At 34.5% G+C, this 19,589-nt stretch carries 22 protein-coding genes; 7 read left to right on the top strand and 15 right to left on the bottom strand.

Annotation, left to right across the window (positions count from 1 at the left end; all coding sequences use genetic code 11):
• Positions 1-71: 71 nt before the first annotated feature.
• The 4 genes from gyrA (at position 72) to B6A10_RS12110 (ending at position 5,124) form a co-directional block, all read left to right on the top strand.
• Complete coding sequence (gene gyrA / locus B6A10_RS12125; protein WP_188221081.1) at positions 72-2,717, top strand: DNA gyrase subunit A; 2,646 nt, start codon at positions 72-74, stop codon at positions 2,715-2,717.
• Between the two features lie 45 nt (positions 2,718-2,762).
• Positions 2,763-4,037, top strand: coding sequence for a tetratricopeptide repeat protein (locus tag B6A10_RS12120; protein WP_055092700.1), 1,275 nt, complete (start codon positions 2,763-2,765; stop codon positions 4,035-4,037).
• A 145-nt stretch (positions 4,038-4,182) separates the two neighbouring features.
• Positions 4,183-4,767 (top strand): 5'-methylthioadenosine/S-adenosylhomocysteine nucleosidase family protein, encoded by a 585-nt coding sequence (locus B6A10_RS12115; RefSeq protein WP_317172036.1) that lies wholly within the window; start codon positions 4,183-4,185, stop codon positions 4,765-4,767.
• 27 nt (positions 4,768-4,794) lie between these two features.
• Entirely contained in the window at positions 4,795-5,124 is a 330-nt protein-coding gene (locus B6A10_RS12110) for a hypothetical protein (protein WP_188221080.1), read from the top strand.
• A gap of 90 nt (positions 5,125-5,214) precedes the next feature.
• Here B6A10_RS12110 and B6A10_RS12105 read toward each other — a convergent pair whose 3' ends face one another.
• The 12 genes from B6A10_RS12105 to B6A10_RS12050 form a co-directional block, all read right to left on the bottom strand.
• Positions 5,215-5,691: a hypothetical protein gene (locus tag B6A10_RS12105; RefSeq protein ID WP_188221079.1), complete on the bottom strand. Its 477-nt coding sequence runs from the start codon at positions 5,689-5,691 to the stop codon at positions 5,215-5,217.
• A 1-nt stretch (position 5,692) separates the two neighbouring features.
• The gene (locus B6A10_RS12100) at positions 5,693-6,406 is read right to left on the bottom strand and encodes a peptidoglycan DD-metalloendopeptidase family protein (protein ID WP_188221078.1); all 714 of its coding nucleotides are present in this window, start codon (positions 6,404-6,406) and stop codon (positions 5,693-5,695) included.
• A gap of 109 nt (positions 6,407-6,515) precedes the next feature.
• The gene (locus tag B6A10_RS12095) at positions 6,516-6,662 is read right to left on the bottom strand and encodes a hypothetical protein (protein ID WP_188221077.1); all 147 of its coding nucleotides are present in this window, start codon (positions 6,660-6,662) and stop codon (positions 6,516-6,518) included.
• Positions 6,659-7,234 carry a zeta toxin family protein gene (locus tag B6A10_RS12090; RefSeq protein ID WP_188221076.1) on the bottom strand — a complete coding sequence of 192 codons (576 nt, stop codon included), beginning with the start codon at positions 7,232-7,234 and terminating at the stop codon, positions 6,659-6,661. Before B6A10_RS12090 ends, B6A10_RS12095 begins: the two co-directional genes overlap by 4 nt.
• 51 nt (positions 7,235-7,285) lie before the next feature.
• Positions 7,286-7,621 (bottom strand): hypothetical protein, encoded by a 336-nt coding sequence (locus B6A10_RS12085; RefSeq protein WP_188221075.1) that lies wholly within the window; start codon positions 7,619-7,621, stop codon positions 7,286-7,288.
• Between the two features lie 14 nt (positions 7,622-7,635).
• A complete protein-coding gene (locus B6A10_RS12080; RefSeq protein ID WP_188221074.1) occupies positions 7,636-8,376 on the bottom strand; it encodes an acyl-[acyl-carrier-protein] thioesterase in 741 nt (246 codons plus the stop codon).
• A gap of 27 nt (positions 8,377-8,403) precedes the next feature.
• Complete coding sequence (gene miaA / locus B6A10_RS12075) at positions 8,404-9,327, bottom strand: tRNA (adenosine(37)-N6)-dimethylallyltransferase MiaA (RefSeq protein WP_188221073.1); 924 nt, start codon at positions 9,325-9,327, stop codon at positions 8,404-8,406.
• A gap of 1 nt (position 9,328) precedes the next feature.
• Entirely contained in the window at positions 9,329-10,162 is an 834-nt protein-coding gene (locus tag B6A10_RS12070; protein ID WP_055092682.1) for an ion transporter, read from the bottom strand.
• A gap of 11 nt (positions 10,163-10,173) precedes the next feature.
• Positions 10,174-11,535: an exonuclease domain-containing protein gene (locus B6A10_RS12065; RefSeq protein ID WP_055092680.1), complete on the bottom strand. Its 1,362-nt coding sequence runs from the start codon at positions 11,533-11,535 to the stop codon at positions 10,174-10,176.
• 75 nt (positions 11,536-11,610) lie between these two features.
• Positions 11,611-12,270: a YggS family pyridoxal phosphate-dependent enzyme gene (locus tag B6A10_RS12060; protein ID WP_055092987.1), complete on the bottom strand. Its 660-nt coding sequence runs from the start codon at positions 12,268-12,270 to the stop codon at positions 11,611-11,613.
• A gap of 33 nt (positions 12,271-12,303) precedes the next feature.
• Entirely contained in the window at positions 12,304-13,191 is an 888-nt protein-coding gene (locus tag B6A10_RS12055) for a 3-hydroxyacyl-CoA dehydrogenase family protein (RefSeq protein ID WP_055092678.1), read from the bottom strand.
• Between the two features lie 82 nt (positions 13,192-13,273).
• Positions 13,274-14,239 carry a Gfo/Idh/MocA family oxidoreductase gene (locus B6A10_RS12050; protein ID WP_188221072.1) on the bottom strand — a complete coding sequence of 322 codons (966 nt, stop codon included), beginning with the start codon at positions 14,237-14,239 and terminating at the stop codon, positions 13,274-13,276.
• Positions 14,240-14,363: 124 nt separating this feature from the next.
• Between B6A10_RS12050 and B6A10_RS12045 the strand changes: the two genes are divergently transcribed.
• Positions 14,364-15,005, top strand: coding sequence for a protein-L-isoaspartate(D-aspartate) O-methyltransferase (locus tag B6A10_RS12045; protein WP_055092674.1), 642 nt, complete (start codon positions 14,364-14,366; stop codon positions 15,003-15,005).
• 12 nt (positions 15,006-15,017) lie between these two features.
• Here B6A10_RS12045 and smpB read toward each other — a convergent pair whose 3' ends face one another.
• Entirely contained in the window at positions 15,018-15,476 is a 459-nt protein-coding gene (gene smpB, locus B6A10_RS12040; protein ID WP_026715480.1) for an SsrA-binding protein SmpB, read from the bottom strand.
• A 69-nt stretch (positions 15,477-15,545) separates the two neighbouring features.
• Here smpB and B6A10_RS12035 point away from each other — a divergent pair, with 69 nt between their 5' ends.
• Positions 15,546-15,773, top strand: a complete 228-nt coding sequence (locus tag B6A10_RS12035) for a VF530 family protein (protein WP_055092672.1) — start codon at positions 15,546-15,548, stop codon at positions 15,771-15,773.
• Here the strand turns inward: B6A10_RS12035 and B6A10_RS12030 are convergent.
• Positions 15,770-16,327 (bottom strand): DUF3575 domain-containing protein, encoded by a 558-nt coding sequence (locus tag B6A10_RS12030; protein WP_188221071.1) that lies wholly within the window; start codon positions 16,325-16,327, stop codon positions 15,770-15,772. The two genes, B6A10_RS12035 and B6A10_RS12030, sit on opposite strands and share 4 nt — an antisense overlap.
• 37 nt (positions 16,328-16,364) lie before the next feature.
• Positions 16,365-17,213, bottom strand: coding sequence for an aldose 1-epimerase family protein (locus tag B6A10_RS12025; protein WP_188221070.1), 849 nt, complete (start codon positions 17,211-17,213; stop codon positions 16,365-16,367).
• 110 nt (positions 17,214-17,323) lie between these two features.
• On the opposite strand from B6A10_RS12025, the gene B6A10_RS12020 reads away from it, so the two are divergent.
• On the top strand, positions 17,324-19,579 hold the full coding sequence (locus B6A10_RS12020) for a M1 family metallopeptidase (RefSeq protein WP_188221069.1): 2,256 nt from the start codon (positions 17,324-17,326) through the stop codon (positions 19,577-19,579).
• Positions 19,580-19,589 lie beyond the last annotated feature (10 nt).

Genomic DNA, 19,589 nt, shown 5'->3' with positions numbered 1-19,589 from the left:
CTTTTAAAAATTTCAAAAATCCGTATATTGGCACGTTTTGAAACGAAAATAATTAATTAATATAACAACTTATGTCTGAAGGAGAAAAGTTAATTCCTATTAACATAGAAGATGAAATGAAATCAGCTTACATTGATTATTCAATGTCGGTAATTGTATCCAGAGCACTTCCTGATGTTAGAGATGGTTTGAAGCCGGTACATCGAAGAGTACTTTATGGGATGTATGATTTAGGAGTAACTTCAAGATCTGCTCATAAAAAATCAGCAAGAATTGTTGGGGAGGTTTTAGGAAAGTACCACCCACACGGAGATACTTCGGTATATGACACTATGGTGCGTATGGCACAGGAGTGGAGTATGCGTTATTTGTTAATTGATGGTCAGGGGAACTTTGGTTCTGTGGATGGCGATAGTCCGGCAGCGATGCGTTATACCGAGGCCAGAATGAAAAAGATTTCAGAAGAAATTCTGGCGGATATCGAAAAAGAAACGGTTGATTTCCAATTGAACTTTGACGATACTTTATATGAACCAAAAGTAATGCCTACGCGTGTTCCTACTTTATTAGTAAACGGAGCAACAGGAATTGCAGTAGGTATGGCAACTAATATGCCTCCTCATAACCTTACTGAGGTTGTAAACGGAACCTTGGCTTATATCGATAATAATGATATTGAAATCGATGAGTTAATGACTCATATTAAAGCACCTGATTTCCCGACCGGAGGTGTGATTTATGGTTATGAAGGTGTTCGTGAAGCTTTCAAAACAGGAAGAGGACGTGTGGTTATGCGTGCTAAAGTTAATTTTGAAGAAGTTGACGGCAGAGAATGTATTATAGTTACTGAAATTCCTTATCAGGTTAACAAAGCAGATATGATTAAACGTACTGCTGATTTAGTTAACGAGAAAAAGATTGAAGGAATTGTAAATATTCGTGACGAATCGGATCGAAATGGTATGCGTATCGTTTATATTTTGAAACGTGATGCTACGCCAAATGTAGTTTTGAATACCTTGTTTAAGTTTACACAATTACAATCTTCTTTCAGTGTAAACAATATTGCATTAGTGAAAGGTCGTCCGCAAATGTTGAATCTAAAAGACTTGATTCATTATTTCGTAGAGCACCGTCACGATGTGGTAATTCGCCGAACACAATTTGAATTGCGTAAAGCCGAAGAAAGAGCGCATATTTTAGAAGGATTGATTATTGCTTCGGATAATATTGACGAAGTAATTGCGTTAATCAGAGGTTCGAAAAATACCGAAGAAGCCCGTGAAAAATTAATCGAAAGATTTAAATTGACCGATATTCAGGCTCGTGCGATTGTTGAGATGCGTTTGCGTCAGTTAACAGGTCTGGAGCAGGATAAATTACGTGCGGAATATGAGGAGTTGATGAAGTTAATTGATCATTTGAAAGCTTTATTAGCCGACGTAAATTTAAGAACCGATTTAATTAAAGAAGAATTAATCGAAATCCGTGATAAATACGGTGATGAGCGTCGTTCTTCTATTGAATATTCAGGCGGAGATGTAAGTATCGAGGATTTAATTGCCGATGAAAATGTGGTAATTACTATTTCACATGCCGGTTATATCAAACGTACGAATTTATCGGAATACAAAACGCAGAACAGAGGTGGTGTTGGTCAAAAAAGTGCCGGAACCAGAGATCAGGATTTCTTAGAGCACATGTTTGTGGCTACAAACCACCAATATATGATGTTCTTTACCCAAAAAGGAAAATGTTTCTGGATGCGTGTTTATGAAATTCCGGAAGGAACTAAAACCGCTAAGGGTAGAGCAATCCAGAATTTGATTAATATCGAAAGTGACGATAAAGTAAAAGCTTTTATTTGTACTCAGGATTTAAAAGATCAGGATTATATTAAGACACATAACTTAGTAATGGTTACTAAACAAGGGCAGGTTAAGAAAACTTCTTTGGAGAAATATTCTAAACCAAGAGCTAATGGTGTTGCTGCTATTACTATTAAAGAAGGAGATGAATTAATTGGTGCTGAATTGACAAACGGAGAAAGCCAAATTATCATCGCTGTTAAATCTGGTAAGTTAGTTCGTTTTGAAGAAACTAAAACCCGTCCGATGGGAAGAACTGCTTCGGGGGTACGCGGAATTAGCTTAAAAGATGAATCGGATGAGGTAATTGGTATGGTTACTGTGGATAAAGATGCGATAAGCGATTCTCAAATTTTGGTTGTTACTGAAAACGGATACGGTAAACGTACCAAATTAGTTGAAGATGATGGTGTTGATGTTTACAGAATTACAAACCGTGGAGGAAAAGGTGTTAAAACGCTTAACATTACCGAAAAAACAGGAAGTTTGATTTCTATTTCTGCGGTTACCGATGCGGATGATTTGATGATTATCAACAAATCCGGATTGACAATCAGAATGGCAATTGAAGATTTAAGAGTAATGGGACGTGCTACTCAGGGGGTTAAATTAATTAACCTGAAAGGAAACGATTCTATTGCGGCAGTTGCTAAAGTTATGAAAGACGATGAGGAAGAAGTGGTTGTAGATGAAGAAGGTAATGTGGTTCAAGGGGAATCTATCGAAAGAGTGAAACCTGTTTTAGAGGTTTTAGAAGATGATGGCTCAACTGAAGACGAAGACGACGAAGAGGAAGATGAGGCTCCTGATGATGAAGCTGATGATTCCGATGACGACGATGAAGCATAAATTTAGAATCAAAATAAAAATTATAAATATTAAAAAAGAACAATTATGAATAGTAAATTTATAATGTTATCATCGGCTTTATTATTGTCTGTGGCAACTTTTGCACAGAAAAAAGAATTAAGAGCGGCAGATAAAGCAGCTAAAGCAGGTGATATGAAAGAAGTTTTGGCAGTTTTAAAAGCAGCTGAACCATTAATAGCTAATGCTTCTGAAGAAGAAAAAGCACAGGCTCTTTTCTTAAAAGGAAATGCCTACATGGATTTTGTGGAGAAAAAAGTAGATACTGATGCTAATATGAAATTAGCGGCAGATACTTATAAAGAATTAATTGCTAACGAAAAAGCTTCCGGAAAAGCGAAGTATTCTGCTCAGGCAGCTACCTCAATTACCCGAATCAAAGGTATGTTGATTAATAGCGGAGTTGAGGCAACTAAGGCAAATAATAATATCGAAGGGGCTCAAAAGTTATACGAAGCTTATTTGTTAGATAGAAATGATACAATCAATCTTTATTATGCGGCTTCTACTTATGTAAGTGCTAAAGATTATGATAAAGCAATGGAATTGTATTCGGAGTTGAAAAAACTAAATTATTCAGGAAAAGGAACTGAATATTTAGCGGTAAGCAAAGTTAACGGACAGGAAGTAGGTTTTGCTTCTGCTGCTGAAAGAGACAGAGCGGTTAAATTAGGAACTCACGAAAAGCCAAGAACAGAAGAAATTCCTTCAAAAAGAGGTGAAATCTACAAAAATATGGCTTTGATTTTGGTTGAAAAAGGTCAGATTGCTGAGGCTAAAAAAGCAGTAGCTGATGCTGTAAAAGCAAATCCGGATGATTCATCTTTAAAATTGACTGAAGCAAATTTGTATTTGCAAACCAAAGATTTTGATAAGTACAAAGAAATTATAACCGAAGTATTGGCTAAAAATCCAAATGATGCCGGATTAGTTTATAATTTAGGAGTTATCGCTTCGAATAATAACAGTAATGAAGAAGCTGAGAAGTATTATAAAAGAGCAATTGAATTAAAACCGGATTATATTAACGCTTACATCAATTTAGCGGTTTTGAAATTACAAAATGAAAAACCACTTATTGAAGAGATGAATAAATTAGGGACTTCTGATAAAGAAATGAAACGTTACGATGTTTTGAAAAAGAAAAGAGAAGACCTATTTAGAAGTACTTTGCCTTATTTGAAAAAAGCATACGAGTTAGATCCTGAGAATCAGGATATAGCTAAGACACTTTCGGGAGTGTACGGAGCTTTAGAAATGACAGCAGAGAAAAATGCTATCAAAGCTAAAATGAAAAAATAAGTTTTGTAGACTACAACACCCAAAGCCATCTTTGATTACTCATTGATGGCTTTTTTTAGTTCAAATTTTTAATATTCCGGAGTACGGTTTATAATTTGTAATTTTGCATTTTTAATTTAACAGATTGATAAAATAATTAAAATACGTGATAACAATTAATCAAAACTATCAATTTCAAATAGAAAACATACTGTTTGTCTTTGCTTTAGAAATGGAAGCAGCTGAGGTATTTAACGAACAAAATACCTTGTTTGTAGGAGTAGGAAAAGTAAATGCAACTTATGAATTGACGAAAGCCATTCATCAAAAAAAACCGGATTTAATTGTTAATTTGGGTTCGGCAGGAAGTAGTGCTTTTAAAAAGGGTGATGTGGTGTGTTGTACTCAGTTTGTACAGCGTGACATGGATGTGAGCGGATTGGGTTATGAACGTTATGTAACGCCATATACTAATATTCCGTCTGTTTTGCAGTATGGATTGCAAATGGAGCCATTTCCCCTCGGAATTTGCGGAACCGGCGATAATTTTGAAATGGGACATACTGAAACCAAGTATGACGTTGTGGATATGGAAGCTTATGCAATTGCAACCATTGCGATGAAAGAGAAAATACCGTTTTTATGTCTAAAATATATCTCTGATGGCGCCGATGATAATGCAGCCGAAGACTGGCCGGTTTTAGTGCATAAAGCGGCTTTGGCATTTGGCGAAATTTTTCAAATTGGATAAAAAATCACAATTGTTTTTCAAAAGCTTATGAAAAGTATTGTTTTTGAAACTTTAGAAAAGATAGTGGGAGTTCCGTTTCAGGATTTAGAAACGGAAACTTCCACTGTTTGTTTAGCAAATAGCGAAGAACTCCGAGCCGAATTTCAGCTTCAGTTTACCGTTTATGATGTCATGAATTACGTTTATGGAATTGCGAAAACAATTCCTGATAAAAACCGGATTTTGTCCTTAAAAATCCCTTATCCGATTGACGCTGATTTTTTTTGGAAACTGGCTTCCAAAGGGAAAAAATACCGCTTTGAAAATGCTATTCCAGCATTGGAATTTATCGAAATAAGCGAATTGAATTGGCAATAATTGGAGTTTAAGTGCTGATTTAGTTGTTTTTTTGTTATGGTAATGTGGTCAAAAATAGTTGGTGGATTTTGATTTCATATTTAACTGCTCTTATTTGTTATAGGTGAAATGGTCAACCCAATCAGAGGTTTTTATGGCTGAAACCAGATTTTCGGAATTTATAAAAACACGCAATTCTTTGTTGGCTACTTTTTTAGTATATAAAGCCTTAAATCGATAGACGGTAGTTTGATCTTCGTTATTTTGATATACTTCTGCCAGTTGTAAGTCAATAAAACTGCCATACCACATTCTGAATTTCGTGCAGGTTTTTGAAAGTTTATCTATGGTAATATTATGAATTACCGAAGCCGTAGCTTCACTGCTTGTAAACGGTTTAAACTTGGAAGTATTACAGGTCATTAAAACGCGTTTGCCTAATTCGTAAGCTTTGTTTTTCTGACTTGAATTGATTTGGCTTGAAGCCAATTTTACAATATCATCCGGTTTTGGTTCTTTTTGATGTGCTTTTTTTGATTTACATCCTACTACTGCAATCAGGCTTAAGATAAGAATCAGTTTTTTCATTTTACTTTTTTATTTTTAATAACAGATTAGGGTTGGGACAATTTTTTTTGTAAAAATCCAAATCATTTTCACTGCAAACACCCGGATAATCACCTGAAAAATCGCCGATATTTTTGATGATTTGAAAATGCAAATGCGGCGCATAATCGCCATTTACTTCCGGTTTTCCCAAAGTTGCCAGTTGTTGTCCTTTTTTAAAAAGCGTCCCGACTTTTAGATTTGTTATACTTTCTAACGACAGATGTCCGAATAAAGTATAAAATTCCTGATTTTTGATTTGATGTTTCAAAATAATTGTCGGACCATAATCGCCTGTGGAAGTATTGTTTTTAAAACTATGCACACAGCCATCAAGCGGACAAATGACGGCAGTTCCGGCTGCTGCCCATAAGTCAATACCTATATGAATGTTGCGTTCCTGAGTAGTTTTATTTTTAAAATTGGAACTTCTTTGGTACAAATTCCGTTTTTCAAGATAGCCGCCAAAAGCGATTTTGCCTGCTGTTTTTTTTCGTTGTTCTTCCAGATAGGTTTCAAACGCCGAAACATTATTTAAGTTGAATTTATTTAAATCCGAATTCGAAACCGATAAATCCAAAGTAAAATAATCTTCTTGGGAATGCGCATTGACTAATAAATGGACAGAATCGCTATTTTGGAACAGATTTTCGATGATTTCTTTTTTTATTAAAGTAACACAAAAAAAGCCAAGCATGAAAATTCAGCCTGGCTTTATAACTTTTTATTAGTAAAAATTAAGATTGTTTTTGAAATTATCTAATTGTGTTTTTGATATAAAAGATAAATTCAATAACAAAAGTGTGTTACATTTTTATTTTTACAATCTTATTATTTTTGATGATTACAAGTTCGCTTTTATGTTTTTTTTTGAAAAGAAGCATTTTCTCATAAGCTTTTTCAAGTCCCTTTATGATTTTATTTCTACGTTCTATTTTGGCTTCAGGTGTCATAAGTTTTTTTTTAATTCGTTAAACTTCTGTTCGTTAAGAATGTTTAAATCTTCACTACTTGATTTTTCAGCAATTAATTTATGTTGGCCTTCTGAATTATCAAAGATAAGAACTTGATCTGTAATTGGGATGTAAATTTCGAATAAGTTTTTAATACCCTTACTATATCTACGTTCAATTACATCAACTGGGATATTATGACCACCTTCAGAAACTCTTGTTTTTACCCTTTCTATCGCTAATTCAGGATTTTTTAACCAAAAAAAGAGTAAAGTGACGTTGTAATTTTTGCTTTTAGCTTCAATAATTTTGTTTTTGTAACTTCTTGTGGCAAGTGTCGTTTCAAAAGCAAAATTTTGGTTTTGAAAAAGTAGTTCATTAATTCGATGAAGCATTATTCTACCAGCCTCAAATGCTACTTTTTCAGGTTGGAATGGCGAAAGACCTTTCGCAATTTCATCAGCATTCACAAATTCTTTACAATCCAGTATTTCTGGTAAAATTGTAAATGATGCAGTGGTTTTTCCAGCACCGTTACAACCAGCAATTATATATAAATTTCTTTCTTCCATTTTTACAAATATAAGTAAAGAATGTTTTAGTGAGATTTAAGATTTAGAATATTAGTTAATTTGAGTATGCCAACTTCCTATATAGTGATTTGAGAAAATAAAATATGTTATTACTATAAGTCCAAGGATAAAAGCCAAAAGATTTTTTTTAAGAAATGATAAGGCTAAAACTCCAAAAAGCCCACTAATTAATATTATTCCTTTCTTTAAAAATGGTCTAATAGACATTTCGACCAAATATTTTGGAATTAAAGGGTTTGTTAGATTTAATTTTGTTGAATAATATCTAGCAAAAGTTGAAATTATAAAGACTAATATTAAAATAACAAAAATGCATGTTGTTATTTTAATTGTTTTTGATTGATTATATTTTTCAATTTTAATCATTTTGTTTTATATGTTTACTTCAAATTCATCTGCAATGCATAACAGTTTTTATCTTCTTTAGTGATGCTAAAAACAATGCATTCATCAGCAACATTTTCATGAATAATTACCTGATCACGTAGAGAAAGTTCCTTCATGAAATTCATTTCAAAACTTTTGATTTTTTGTTTCAAAATGATGTTTTCATCAACCAAATCCATACACCATTCCAGATATTTGACATTATTGACGTGATTGACAATGTCCAAATCAGACAGAATAACCGTTTTGCCAAAAACTTCTTCTTTATCGGGATTGATGTCAATTTTTGAAAAACCTTCTTTGGTGGCTCTTACTTCCGGAAAAAGTTCGAAATGGTCGTGTGTCAAACTTAAAAGTTCCGGACGACGGCTTTTGGTATTAAAAACAGCCCAAAAAGTTTCGCAGCCTACAATTTTTTCTCCATTCAAATACATTTCCATGGCACGTACCGAACGGGAATTTTCCAGACTGTTAATCCATGTTTTTACCGTCACAGTATCTTTCCATTTGGGTAAAGAGGTAATTTCAACCCGCATTCGGCTTAAAACCCATGCCTGATCAAATTGCTGCATATCGCTAAAGCTGATGCCTCCAATTTCGGCGTGTTCTGCAGCAGTAAGTTGCAAAAGGTTGCATAATTCGGTGTATTTTATACTTCCTGAAGGCAAACATTGCGTAAAGTTGATTTCGTAATCTTTGCTTAAAACAGAAGTGAAATTAGGAGAAATAGGCATGTAAATTTATGATTTCAGATTAACGATTTATGATTTTGTTTGAGAATCAATGTAATCAATAATTTTATTTATTGGTGTTTGAAAATCAAACCATTTGGTGTTTTCATCGCGTTTGAACCAGGTTAATTGGCGTTTTGCAAAACGACGGGTGTTTTTCTTGATTTCTTCAATGGCAAACTCCAAAGTGAATTCTTTGTCAAAATAAGCAAATAATTCACGGTAACCAACCGTTTGAAGTGCATTTAATGCTTTGTGTGGATATAAATTTTCGGCTTCTTTTGGCAAACCTTCGTTCATCATAATGTCCACGCGGAGATTGATGCGGTTGTACATCATTTCCCTGTCGGCTTCTAAACCGATGAGAATAGGAGTGAAGTTACGCTCGTTTTTCTTTTGGTTTAAAAAAGAAGAATAAGGTTTTCCGGTGCCCAAACAAACTTCCACAAATCGCATCATGCGTTGCGGATTGAGTAAGGTTTGCGGATTTTCATTGGTGATTTTTTCAAAATAGTCTGGATCCAATTTTTGAAGTTGTTCCTGTAAATAATTCAGTCCCAAATTTTCATAATTAGCAGTAACTTCTTCACGAATAGCGCTATCAATGTCCGGAAAATCATCAAAACCCTTCAAAACCGCATTGACATATAAGCCCGAACCTCCGACCAAAATTACATAATCATTGTATTGGAATAAGCTATCAATTTTAGAAATGGCTTCTTTTTCGTAATCGCCTACGGTATAATTTTCAAAAATTGATTTGCTTTGGATAAAATGATGTGTTGCAGCAGCCAATTCATCAGCATTAGGGACGGCTGTTCCGATAGTCATTTCTTTAAAAAACTGCCGACTGTCGCAGGAAACAATTTCGCAATTAAAATGATTAGCCAGTTGAATACTCAAAGCTGTTTTTCCAATGGCTGTAGGTCCGACTATGGTAATGAGGTGTTTCATTTTAATTGTTTTCTAATGAATGTCCGCATTGAGGACAAAATTTTGCATTGCCAGGATAATCGGTGTTATCACAATTTATGCAGGGATTTTGAGGCGTAACATCTTTACTTTTATTTATTTTATTGATTTCAGCAGATACGATTCCGGTGGGAACAGCAATGATGCCATAACCCATAATCATAACAAAGGAAGCTATAAATTGTCCCAAAGGAGTTTGAGGTGAAATATCGCCATAACCTACAGTGGTCAAGGTTACAATAGTCCAATAAATGCTGGTAGGAATACTGGTAAAACCACTTTCTTTACCTTCAATCAGATACATGGTAGAACCAATAATTATGGTGCTGATGAGAACAAAATAAATAAAAACGACAATTTTTCCTTTGCTTGCTTCTAGTGCTCTTTTTAGTTTTAAAGATTGTGTGGTAAACTGCGGATTATTCAAAATTTTAAACAAACGCAACAATCGTAACGCTCTGATGACCGTCAAAATATTACTTCCGGTAATTACCAGTGAAAGGTACATTGGTAAAATAGCCAGTAAATCGATGATTCCGTAAAAGCTAAAAATATAGCGTACAGGCTTGTTGATGGAAAGAATTCGAAAAATATATTCAATGGTAAACAGTATCGTAATGATCCATTCGAATGTTATTAGATAGGAATGGTATTTTAAATTAAATTCTGAAACCGTTTCCATCATTACCAACAAGACACTGAAAAGAATGAGTCCCAGTAATATTAAATCAAATAAACGTCCGGCTTTGGTGTTAGTTTGATAAATTACTACGTAAACTTTTTTTCTGAAAAGTGCATATGTTGATAAAAAGCTCATGCAATGGTAATTTAAAAATGAATGATTTTTATCGCTTTGTTTTTTCTAATGTAAGCCTGAATCAGACGTTGAATGTCCCGACTGCTTTCCATAGGAACCAGAATATTTTTCAGGATATTCGGATTGGTAATCTGGTAATTCAAATCATAAAAAGCATAACCTTTAAAAACACCATTTTCTACTAAAACAGCACTTCTTTCGCTGGTATTTCTGCCGCGGTCAATGATGATTAAATTTTTGTTTTCAAAACTGTTTTTGTCAATAAACCGGAGCACTCTTTCATTGTATTCCGAACTAGGAATTTTGCCTATGCAAGCGCCGTCACATTCGTTTATGGTGTGCTGGAAACAATGGGTTTTTGTTTCATATAATCCGGTTAATTTTTGACACAAATGATAATTAGCCGTTATGCGAAATAAGGCGTTTTTTCCGTCCAGGGCATTTGCGTAGGAAAGAATTTCTTTTTTGCGGCCATCGGTTTTTTGCAATTTCAATTGCAGATAACCTTCGGTGTCTTTTTCGGAATAAATAGCCCATGAAAAGCGATCTTTGCGGGAAGAACGGTTGTAAACAGGTTTGTTAACCTTGATTTCCTGAAGTTCTTTAATCATTGCTATAAGTTCGTTTCCGGTTTCTTCGTAGGTAACCGTAAAAACTTCTTTCTGAATTTTTTTAGCACTTCGGGTAATTCCGGTAAAATGCTGATTGACTCTTTTTTTGATATTTCGGCTTTTGCCAATAAAAATAATTTTACCTTCTTCATTGTGAATATAATATACTCCGGTTTTTGAAGGCAGGCTGTCGATAATATCTAATAATTTAGGCGCAATTCCTTTTTGGATTTCCGATTTAATCAAACCGCTGATAATGGTTTTTTCAACATCTTTATCCAAAAGCATTTTGAACAGTTTTACCGTTGCCATAGCGTCTCCGCTGGCACGGTGTCTGTCAGCCATTGGGATTCCTAAAGCACGAACCAATTTTCCTAAACTATGCGATGTTTGCTCCGGTAATAATTTTTGAGATAATTCAACCGTGCAAAGGGTTTTGGCATTAAAATCATAACCCAAACGACGAAATTCTATTCGCAATATTCGATAATCAAAATCGGCATTGTGAGCGACTAAAATGCAACCTTCGGTTATTTCAATAATGCGTTTGGCTACTTCAAAAAATTTTGGAGCCGAACGCAACATCGCGTTATTAATTCCGGTTAATTTGACCACAAACGGTTGGATAGGAATTTCAGGATTGACCAAACTAATGAATTGATCTACAATTTGGTGACCGTCATACTTATAAATAGCGATTTCGGTAATGCCCTCTTCATTGTATTGTCCTCCGGTAGTTTCTATGTCTAGTATTGCGTACAAAATAGTGTTCAGTGTTCGGTTTTTAGTGTCCAGTTTAAAACTGAAATCAATAATCGTTTATTCTTAATTTAAATATTATCTACTTCCAAAAATGCTGCTACCCACACGTATCATATTGCTACCGCATTCGATAGCTAATTTATAATCGCCAGACATACCCATGGATAATGTAGAAAAGTTTAATGTTGGAACTGACTGCATTTGAATACTGTCAAAAATCGCTTTCAAGTGTGTGAATTCCTGTTTTACTTTTTCCTGATTATCTGTAAATGTAGCCATTCCCATCAATCCCAAAATACGAATGTTTTTCATTTCCTGAAATTCAATTGAGTTTAAAAGTATTTCAAGTTCTTCTTCGTCAAATCCGAATTTTGTTTCTTCGTCGGCAATGTGTATTTGCAACAGGCAATCAATTATACGGTTGTTTTTTTGAGCCTGTTTGTTGATTTCCTGTAATAATTTCAAACTATCCACGCCATGAATCAAACTCACAAACGGTGCCATGAATTTGACCTTATTCGTTTGCACATGACCAATCATGTGCCATTGAATATCTTTAGGCATTTGTTCCCATTTTTCAACCATTTCCTGGATTTTGTTTTCTCCAAAAATGCGTTGTCCTGCTTCGTAAGCCTGCATTAAATCCGAAACGGGTTTGGTTTTAGAAACTGCAACCAGCGTTACGTTTTCAGGCAATGTTGATTTTACTTGCTGTAAATTAGTAGGTATTGACATTGGCATCTTATATTTTTTTGTTAAAAAAATTATTTAAAGAAACTGATTAGCAACTTTTTCGGCTTTTTTACTTTCGGAATAATCATAAAATCCTTCTCCGGATTTTACACCCAGTTTTTTGGCATTTACCATATTGACTAAAAGTGGGCAAGGAGCATATTTTGGATTTTTAAAACCATCATACATTACATTCATGATTGAAAGACAAACATCAAGGCCAATAAAATCAGCCAATTGCAATGGTCCCATTGGATGTGCCATACCCAATTTCATCACATTGTCTATTTCACTTACACCGGCCACTTTGTTGTATAGGGTTTCAATGGCTTCGTTTATCATCGGCATCAAAATTCTATTAGCAACAAAACCAGGGTAATCATGAACTTCAACAGCAGTTTTGCCTAATTTTTTACTCAAATTCATGATAAATTCGGTGACTTCATCACTCGTGTTATATCCGCGAATGACTTCCACCAACGGCATCATAGGAACCGGATTCATAAAATGCATCCCAATCACGCGTTCCGGATGCGCTACTTCAGCCGCAATTTGGGTAATGGAAATCGAAGAAGTATTCGTGGCAAATATGGTGTTGTGCGAACAGAATTCGTTTAATTTTCTAAAAATACGTAGTTTTAAATCCAGATTTTCGGTTGCAGCTTCAATGACTAAATCGGCGCCAACAATTCCGTCTTCTATATCGGTGTAACAGATAACATTGGAAAGGGTTTTCATTTTGTCTTCGGCAGAAATGCTTCCTTTGTTTTGCATTCTTTCGAGGTTGGTAAAAATAGTGTTCATGCCTTTTTCCAAAGCTTCTTCGGAAACATCAACCAGTTTTACGGTAAAACCATTTTGCGCAAAAGTATGCGCAATTCCGTTACCCATAGTTCCTGCACCTATTACTGCTACTATTTTCATGTTTTTTGTTTAAAGTTAAAAAAGTTTAAGGTTTAAAGTTTTAAAAACCTTTAAACCTTAAACTTTAAACTAATTTAGGATATTATTTTTTAAAACAATCGATAATCTGATAAGCTACTCTTAAAGCTTCAGTTGCCTGATTTAAGGTAACAATCGGAGTAGTATTATTATTGATAGCATCTGCAAAAGTTTCCAATTCGTCCAGAATAGCGTTGTTTTGTGTTACGTCAGGATTTGAAAAATAGATTTGTTTTTTTACGCCTTCTGCATTTTGCAAAATCATATCAAAATCTCCGGGAACTTCAGGAGCATCTTTCATTTTTACTACCTCACATTTCTTTTCTAAAAAATCCACCGAGATATAGGCGTCTTTTTGAAAAAAGCGGGTTTTGCGCATGTTTTTCATCGAAATTCGGCTGGCAGTCAAATTGGCTACACAACCATTTTCAAATTCGATTCGCGCATTGGCAATATCCGGAGTTTCACTGATTACCGAAACACCGCTGGCACTGATGTTTTTTACTTTTGAATTAACCACACTTAAAATCACATCGATATCGTGAATCATTAAGTCTAAAACTACCGGAACGTCTGTCCCGCGAGGATTGAACTCTGCCAAACGATGTGTTTCAATAAACATTGGATTTTCAATCATGTTTTTGGTAGCAATAAAAGCAGGATTAAAACGCTCTACGTGCCCCACTTGTCCTTTTACATTGTATTCATTGGCTAAAGCAATAATTTCTTCGGCTTCTTCAATCGTATTGGAAATTGGTTTTTCAATAAAAACGTGTTTGCCTGATTTTATCGCGGCTCTGGCACATTTGTAGTGTGAAAGAGTGGGAGTTACAATGTCAATTACATCTACGGCGTGAATTAATTTGGCAATGGTAGTAAAGTTAGTATAACCAAATTCTTTAGCGATTTTTTGAGCGTATTCCTGATTTTCGTCATAAAAACCAACTAACTCGTATTTTTCAGATTGTTGTAATAAACGTAAATGAATTTTCCCCAGATGTCCGGCACCTAAAACTCCTACTTTAAGCATGATAATGTATTTTTAACAAAAGTAGGAAATTCAATTTAATATAATAGTATAATTGAATTGGATTTTGGGTTTTGCATTTTGGAATTTTTACTGTTATTTTTACAAAAAAAATAAACCCTAACCATTGAAAGATACAGCCAAACATCAAGGACTTCGCAATCAATTAGTAAGCACTTTGCAACAAAAGGGGATTACTGATTTGAGGGTTCTTGATGCGATAAAAAAAATCCCGAGACACCTTTTTTTGAACTCCAGTTTTGAGGCTTATGCTTATCAGGATAAGGCTTTTCCTATTGGAGCAGGTCAGACTATTTCGCAACCTTATACCGTTGCTTTTCAAACACAGTTGTTGGAAATTAAAAAGGATCATAAAGTTTTGGAAATAGGAACCGGTTCCGGTTATCAAACGGCGGTTTTGTGTATGATGGGAGCAAAGGTTTATAGTGTAGAAAGACAAAATGAGTTGTTTAAACAAACCTCCGTTTTACTTCCAAAATTAGGAATCAGACCTAAACATCTTACTTTTGGAGATGGTTATAAAGGATTGCCAACTTACGGCCCTTTTGACAGTATTATTGTAACGGCCGGAGCTCCTTATATTCCGCAACCCTTGATGGCACAATTAAAAATTGGCGGTCGATTGGTTATTCCGCTTGGGGAGGAAATTCAAATTATGACATTACTCATTCGTAAAAACGAAACCCAATTTGAAAAACATGAATTGGGTGAATTTCGTTTTGTTCCTTTATTAGAAGATAAAAATTAAAGGCTTTTAAAATTAATTAAAAGCTTTTTTGATTCTGTCCAAATCTCGTTTCGTGTCCTGCTCTTTTAAAGATTCGCGTTTGTCGTAATTTTTCTTACCCTTACAAAGTCCGATTTCCAGTTTGGCAATTCCTTTTTCGTTGGTAAATAAACGCAGTGGAATAATAGTCAAACCTTTTGCCTGAACGCTTCGGGCGAGATTTTTTAATTCGCGTTTGTTTAAAAGCAGTTTTCTTTCACTTCGGGATTTGTGATTAAATTGGTTCCCAAAAGCGTATTCTTCAATATAAGTATTGATAGCAAAGAGTTCGTTTTTTTCGTTGAATTCACAAAAACTTTCAGCGATATTGGCTTTTCCTAATCGGATGGATTTGATTTCAGTACCGGCCAGCACAATTCCTGCCGTGTATTTTTCGATTATTTCATAATCAAATCGCGCTCTTTTATTAAGTATGTTGACTGTCTTTACCATGAATGCAAATGTAGAAACAATTAGTAAATCTCCACAAAGTTTTAACGAAATTGATTTATTTTTGTATTTATGGAAAAACCACTATCAAATGATCCGCTTCACGGAAAAACGTTAAAAGTAATTGTAGAAAAATTAGTTGAGTATTATGGATTTGATACTTTGGCTGAATTAATTCCAATTCGTTGTTTTTCTCATAATCCAACGGTGAAATCGAGTTTAACTTTTTTGAGAAAAACCGATTGGGCGAGAAAAAAAGTCGAAGAATTGTATGTTAGGTCAATGCCCAGATTTGATTAATTTAGTTGATAAGAAATCATGATTCCGCCTCTGTATGGAAGCCATTCACCGCTTTTGTTGTAATGTTTTGCTGTTTCATATCTTCCGGGAGTTCCATCAGTATAATAACCTTTATAAAAGCCCTGATGCCAACCTCCACCAAAAAAAGCATCTAAAACAAACTTGTTGTTTATCTTTTTTTGATATCCGATTGTGGCACCAATGCGATAACCAAGCCCTTCTTCGTATTTATTAGTTCCCCAATAATTCCATTTTTGAATTTTGTAAATGTCAGGTCCGGCATGAGCTCCTGCATAAAACCCATTGTATTTTTCTTTAAAATGATAGCGGTATTCAGGTGTTAGCATTACTGCTTGCATTGGTTTTCCGTCAAAAGATTTCCAAAATGAAGCAAAAACATCAACACTAAAAGTTGATTTTGATCCAATACTGGTTTCAATACCAATTTGTGGAACAGCTACCAAAGCTGATAAACCATTGATTTTTATGTAAGTTTGGGCATTTGTAACAAAGGTTGCAAGTAAAAGTATGCTTAAAAAGAATGTTTTTTTCATTAGAATTTTGCTGTAAGCGTTTTTGTTGAGTGAAAATTTAAGCTATTTCGATTGTAAAATTAGATTGAAAAATTTCATTAGCATCTAAAAGTTGAATGCCTTCTTTTTCAAAAAGATTTCCAGTTGAATCATTAGTGTCTGAATAACCATACCAAGGTTCGATACAAAGAAATGGTGCGTCTTTTTTAGTCCAAATGCCCAAGTGTGGAAATCCCTGAAAATCTACTTTTAGCAGCGGAGTTTTATTTTTTAGGATGTTTAAACTTTTGGAAACTAGATTTTTAAAAATCAAAGCGTCATTTTCAAAGAGTTTGTAATTTAGAGGAACAACACCATTTTGTTTTTCGAGTGTCTTTGTCTGATTAGAAATTAAATCATTTTCTAATAAAGAATAGACAAGTGGTTCGTCTTTTTCGAATTGAATTTCAAAATCTTCAAAATTTCCGTTTAACGCAAAGGCCGGATGCGCTCCAATGGAAAAAGGCATTTGAGATTGTGACTTATTAATGACTTTATAGCTGGTGTTTAATTTTTTTTCCTCAAGTAAATATTGAATTTGCAATTCAAATTCGAATGGATAAACTTTAAGGGTTTCTTCGGAAGATTGAATGGAAAAAGTAGCGCTGTTTTCGGTTTTTTCAATTAATTCGAAAGTCATATCCCGGGCAAATCCGTGACGGGACAGCTTGTGTTTTTTCTCGTTAATTTGATAGCTGTTGTTTTTTAATGTGCCTACTATTGGAAATAAAACAGGTGCATGTTTACCCCAAAAATCAGGATTTCCTTCCCAGATGTATTCCTGGTTATTTGTTTTTAAAGAAAATAATTCAGCGCCTTTAGAGTTAATTTTTGCTGAAAGAAAGTTGTTTGAAATACTTGTTGTCAAAATTTAGAATTTTATGAGGTAAAGATATTTCATAAAATTAAATTAAAGCACCATTATTATAGAAGAAATCTGTAATTTTTTTTATTAATTTGTTTTAAATAGAAAAGAATATGAAAATAAATAAGTCGGTCGCTATTTTTCAAATAGCAATATTACTAGGAGGTGCTTCTTTGGCAGCACAGGAAATATCAGTTATCAAACAGGTTTCTAATTATGATTATCATGATGCTTTCAGCCCGAATTTTTATACCAAAAACGGAACATTGACCCGTTCGGCCAGTGGCCAGCCCGGCGCTGAATATTGGCAAAACAGAGCTGATTATAAGTTAACAGCTGTTTTAAACGAAAAAACAAATGAAATTTCGGCTACAGATATTATTACCTATACCAATAATAGTACTGATTCAATGTCATTTTTGTGGTTGAATCTGGATCAAAATTTATTCAGGGGAGATTCCCGTGGTGAGGCTATTGTACCGATTACCGGAAGTCGAAATGGACGTCAGGGACAGGTTTTTGACGGAGGGCACAAAATCAAATCAGTAAAAATTATAAAAATCGATAATAAGAAAGTAGCTGATGTGGAGGCTAAGTATCTTATAAGTGATACCAGAATGCAGTTGTTTCTTCCGAAAGAGTTAAAGTCTAAAGGAGGGAAAGTGGAATTCAAAATAGAGTTTTCTTATATTTCTCCAAATGAAGGTTCGGACAGAACCGGAGTTTTGGAAACTAAAAACGGAAAGATTTTTACCATCGCACAGTGGTATCCCCGCATGTGTGTGTATGATGATGTAAGAGGGTGGAATGTGAATCCGTACTTGGGAGCATCTGAGTTTTATTTGGAATATGGCGATTTTGATATATCAATTACAGCGCCATCGAATCATGTTGTGGTTTGTTCCGGAGAATTGACGAATCCAAAAGAAGTTTTTTCTGTTGAAGAATTTAAAAAATATAATGAAGCTAAGAATAGCGATAATACGGTGATGATTCATTCTTTGAATGATGTTTTGACGGCCAAAAATACTTCGGGGAATTCTAAAACCTGGCATTTTAAACTGAATAATGCAAGAGATGTTTCCTGGGCGTCTTCGGCAGCCTTTATTTTGGATGGAGCCAGAATCAATTTGCCAAGTGGAAAAAAAGCATTGGCGCTTTCGGTTTATCCAGAGGAAAGTGCCGGCAACGATGCCTGGGGGCGTTCAACAGAATTTGTAAAACATTCGATAGAAAATTATTCTAAAAGATGGATAGAATACACTTATCCGGTAGCTACTAATGTGGCAGGAAATGAAGGAGGGATGGAATATCCGGGAATTGTTTTTTGCGGATGGAAGTCAAAAGGAAAAAGTTTGTGGGGAGTTACAGATCACGAATTTGGACATAACTGGTTTCCTATGATTGTTGGATCAAATGAGCGACTATTTGCCTGGATGGATGAAGGCTTTAATACTTTTATTAACTCGCTTAGTGATGTTGATTTTAATAACGGAGAGTTTAAGGGTGAAAAAGAAGATATGCATGAGAGCAGCTTTTTATATACCGATCCGAAATTAGAAACGATGATGAGTTCGCCGGATAATATGAAAGAAGCAAATATTGGTAAATTATGTTATGCTAAGCCAAGTGCAGGATTAGTGATTCTGAGAGAACAAATTTTAGGAAAAGAACGCTTCGATTTGGCTTTCAAAACCTATATGGAGCGTTGGGCTTTCAAACATCCGCAGCCGGATGATTTTTTTAGAACCATGGAAAACGTAGGAGGAGAAGATTTAAGTTGGTTTTGGAGAGGATGGTTCCAATACAACTGGCGTTTTGATCAGGGTGTGAATGCTATTAAATATGTAAAAAATGACCCGGCAAAAGGAGTATATATCACAATAGAAAACTTTGAAAAAATGCCTATGCCTGTGGTAATGGATATTAAACTTAAAAGCGGAAAAACCGACAGAGTAAAATTGCCTGTTGAAGTTTGGCAAAAAAATACACAATGGACATTTAAACATAACTCTGTTGAAGAAATTGAAAGTATTGTTTTAGATCCGGAACATGTTTTTCCGGATAGTAATGAGGTTAATAATACCTGGACAGCAGCGAATGGTTTAGTAGAAAAAGATATGATTTATGATCCGTATTTTGGTGTTTATTCTAATTCCAGATTGCCTTTTAAAATTACCATTTCAGAAAAGAATACTTTGTTAAACGTTGATATTCCTGATTATTCCGATTTTTCGGTTGAATCCATTGGAAAAGATGAATTTGAATCCAAACGAGCTGGTTTGAAATTTAAATTTAAAGAAGATAAATCTGGTTTCGATATGATTGTTGGAGATGGCAGAACCATTCCTTTTACAAAAGATAAATAATTCTAGATTT

Source organism: Flavobacterium pokkalii, assembly GCF_014596575.1.
Taxonomy (GTDB): domain Bacteria; phylum Bacteroidota; class Bacteroidia; order Flavobacteriales; family Flavobacteriaceae; genus Flavobacterium; species Flavobacterium pokkalii.
Note: the sequence above shows the minus strand (reverse complement) of the source record. Positions and strands in the feature narration are given on the sequence as shown.

Coding starts and splice junctions, on each gene's coding strand:
- gyrA (WP_188221081.1), top strand. CDS start 72: ATGTCTGAAGGAGAAAAGTTAATTCCTATTAACATAGAAGATGAAATG.
- B6A10_RS12120 (WP_055092700.1), top strand. CDS start 2,763: ATGAATAGTAAATTTATAATGTTATCATCGGCTTTATTATTGTCTGTG.
- B6A10_RS12110 (WP_188221080.1), top strand. CDS start 4,795: ATGAAAAGTATTGTTTTTGAAACTTTAGAAAAGATAGTGGGAGTTCCG.
- B6A10_RS12105 (WP_188221079.1), bottom strand. CDS start 5,691: ATGAAAAAACTGATTCTTATCTTAAGCCTGATTGCAGTAGTAGGATGT.
- B6A10_RS12100 (WP_188221078.1), bottom strand. CDS start 6,406: ATGCTTGGCTTTTTTTGTGTTACTTTAATAAAAAAAGAAATCATCGAA.
- B6A10_RS12095 (WP_188221077.1), bottom strand. CDS start 6,662: ATGACACCTGAAGCCAAAATAGAACGTAGAAATAAAATCATAAAGGGA.
- B6A10_RS12090 (WP_188221076.1), bottom strand. CDS start 7,234: ATGGAAGAAAGAAATTTATATATAATTGCTGGTTGTAACGGTGCTGGA.
- B6A10_RS12085 (WP_188221075.1), bottom strand. CDS start 7,621: ATGATTAAAATTGAAAAATATAATCAATCAAAAACAATTAAAATAACA.
- B6A10_RS12080 (WP_188221074.1), bottom strand. CDS start 8,376: ATGCCTATTTCTCCTAATTTCACTTCTGTTTTAAGCAAAGATTACGAA.
- miaA (WP_188221073.1), bottom strand. CDS start 9,327: ATGAAACACCTCATTACCATAGTCGGACCTACAGCCATTGGAAAAACA.
- B6A10_RS12070 (WP_055092682.1), bottom strand. CDS start 10,162: ATGAGCTTTTTATCAACATATGCACTTTTCAGAAAAAAAGTTTACGTA.
- B6A10_RS12060 (WP_055092987.1), bottom strand. CDS start 12,270: ATGTCAATACCTACTAATTTACAGCAAGTAAAATCAACATTGCCTGAA.
- B6A10_RS12055 (WP_055092678.1), bottom strand. CDS start 13,191: ATGAAAATAGTAGCAGTAATAGGTGCAGGAACTATGGGTAACGGAATT.
- B6A10_RS12050 (WP_188221072.1), bottom strand. CDS start 14,239: ATGCTTAAAGTAGGAGTTTTAGGTGCCGGACATCTGGGGAAAATTCAT.
- smpB (WP_026715480.1), bottom strand. CDS start 15,476: ATGGTAAAGACAGTCAACATACTTAATAAAAGAGCGCGATTTGATTAT.
- B6A10_RS12035 (WP_055092672.1), top strand. CDS start 15,546: ATGGAAAAACCACTATCAAATGATCCGCTTCACGGAAAAACGTTAAAA.
- B6A10_RS12030 (WP_188221071.1), bottom strand. CDS start 16,327: ATGAAAAAAACATTCTTTTTAAGCATACTTTTACTTGCAACCTTTGTT.
- B6A10_RS12020 (WP_188221069.1), top strand. CDS start 17,324: ATGAAAATAAATAAGTCGGTCGCTATTTTTCAAATAGCAATATTACTA.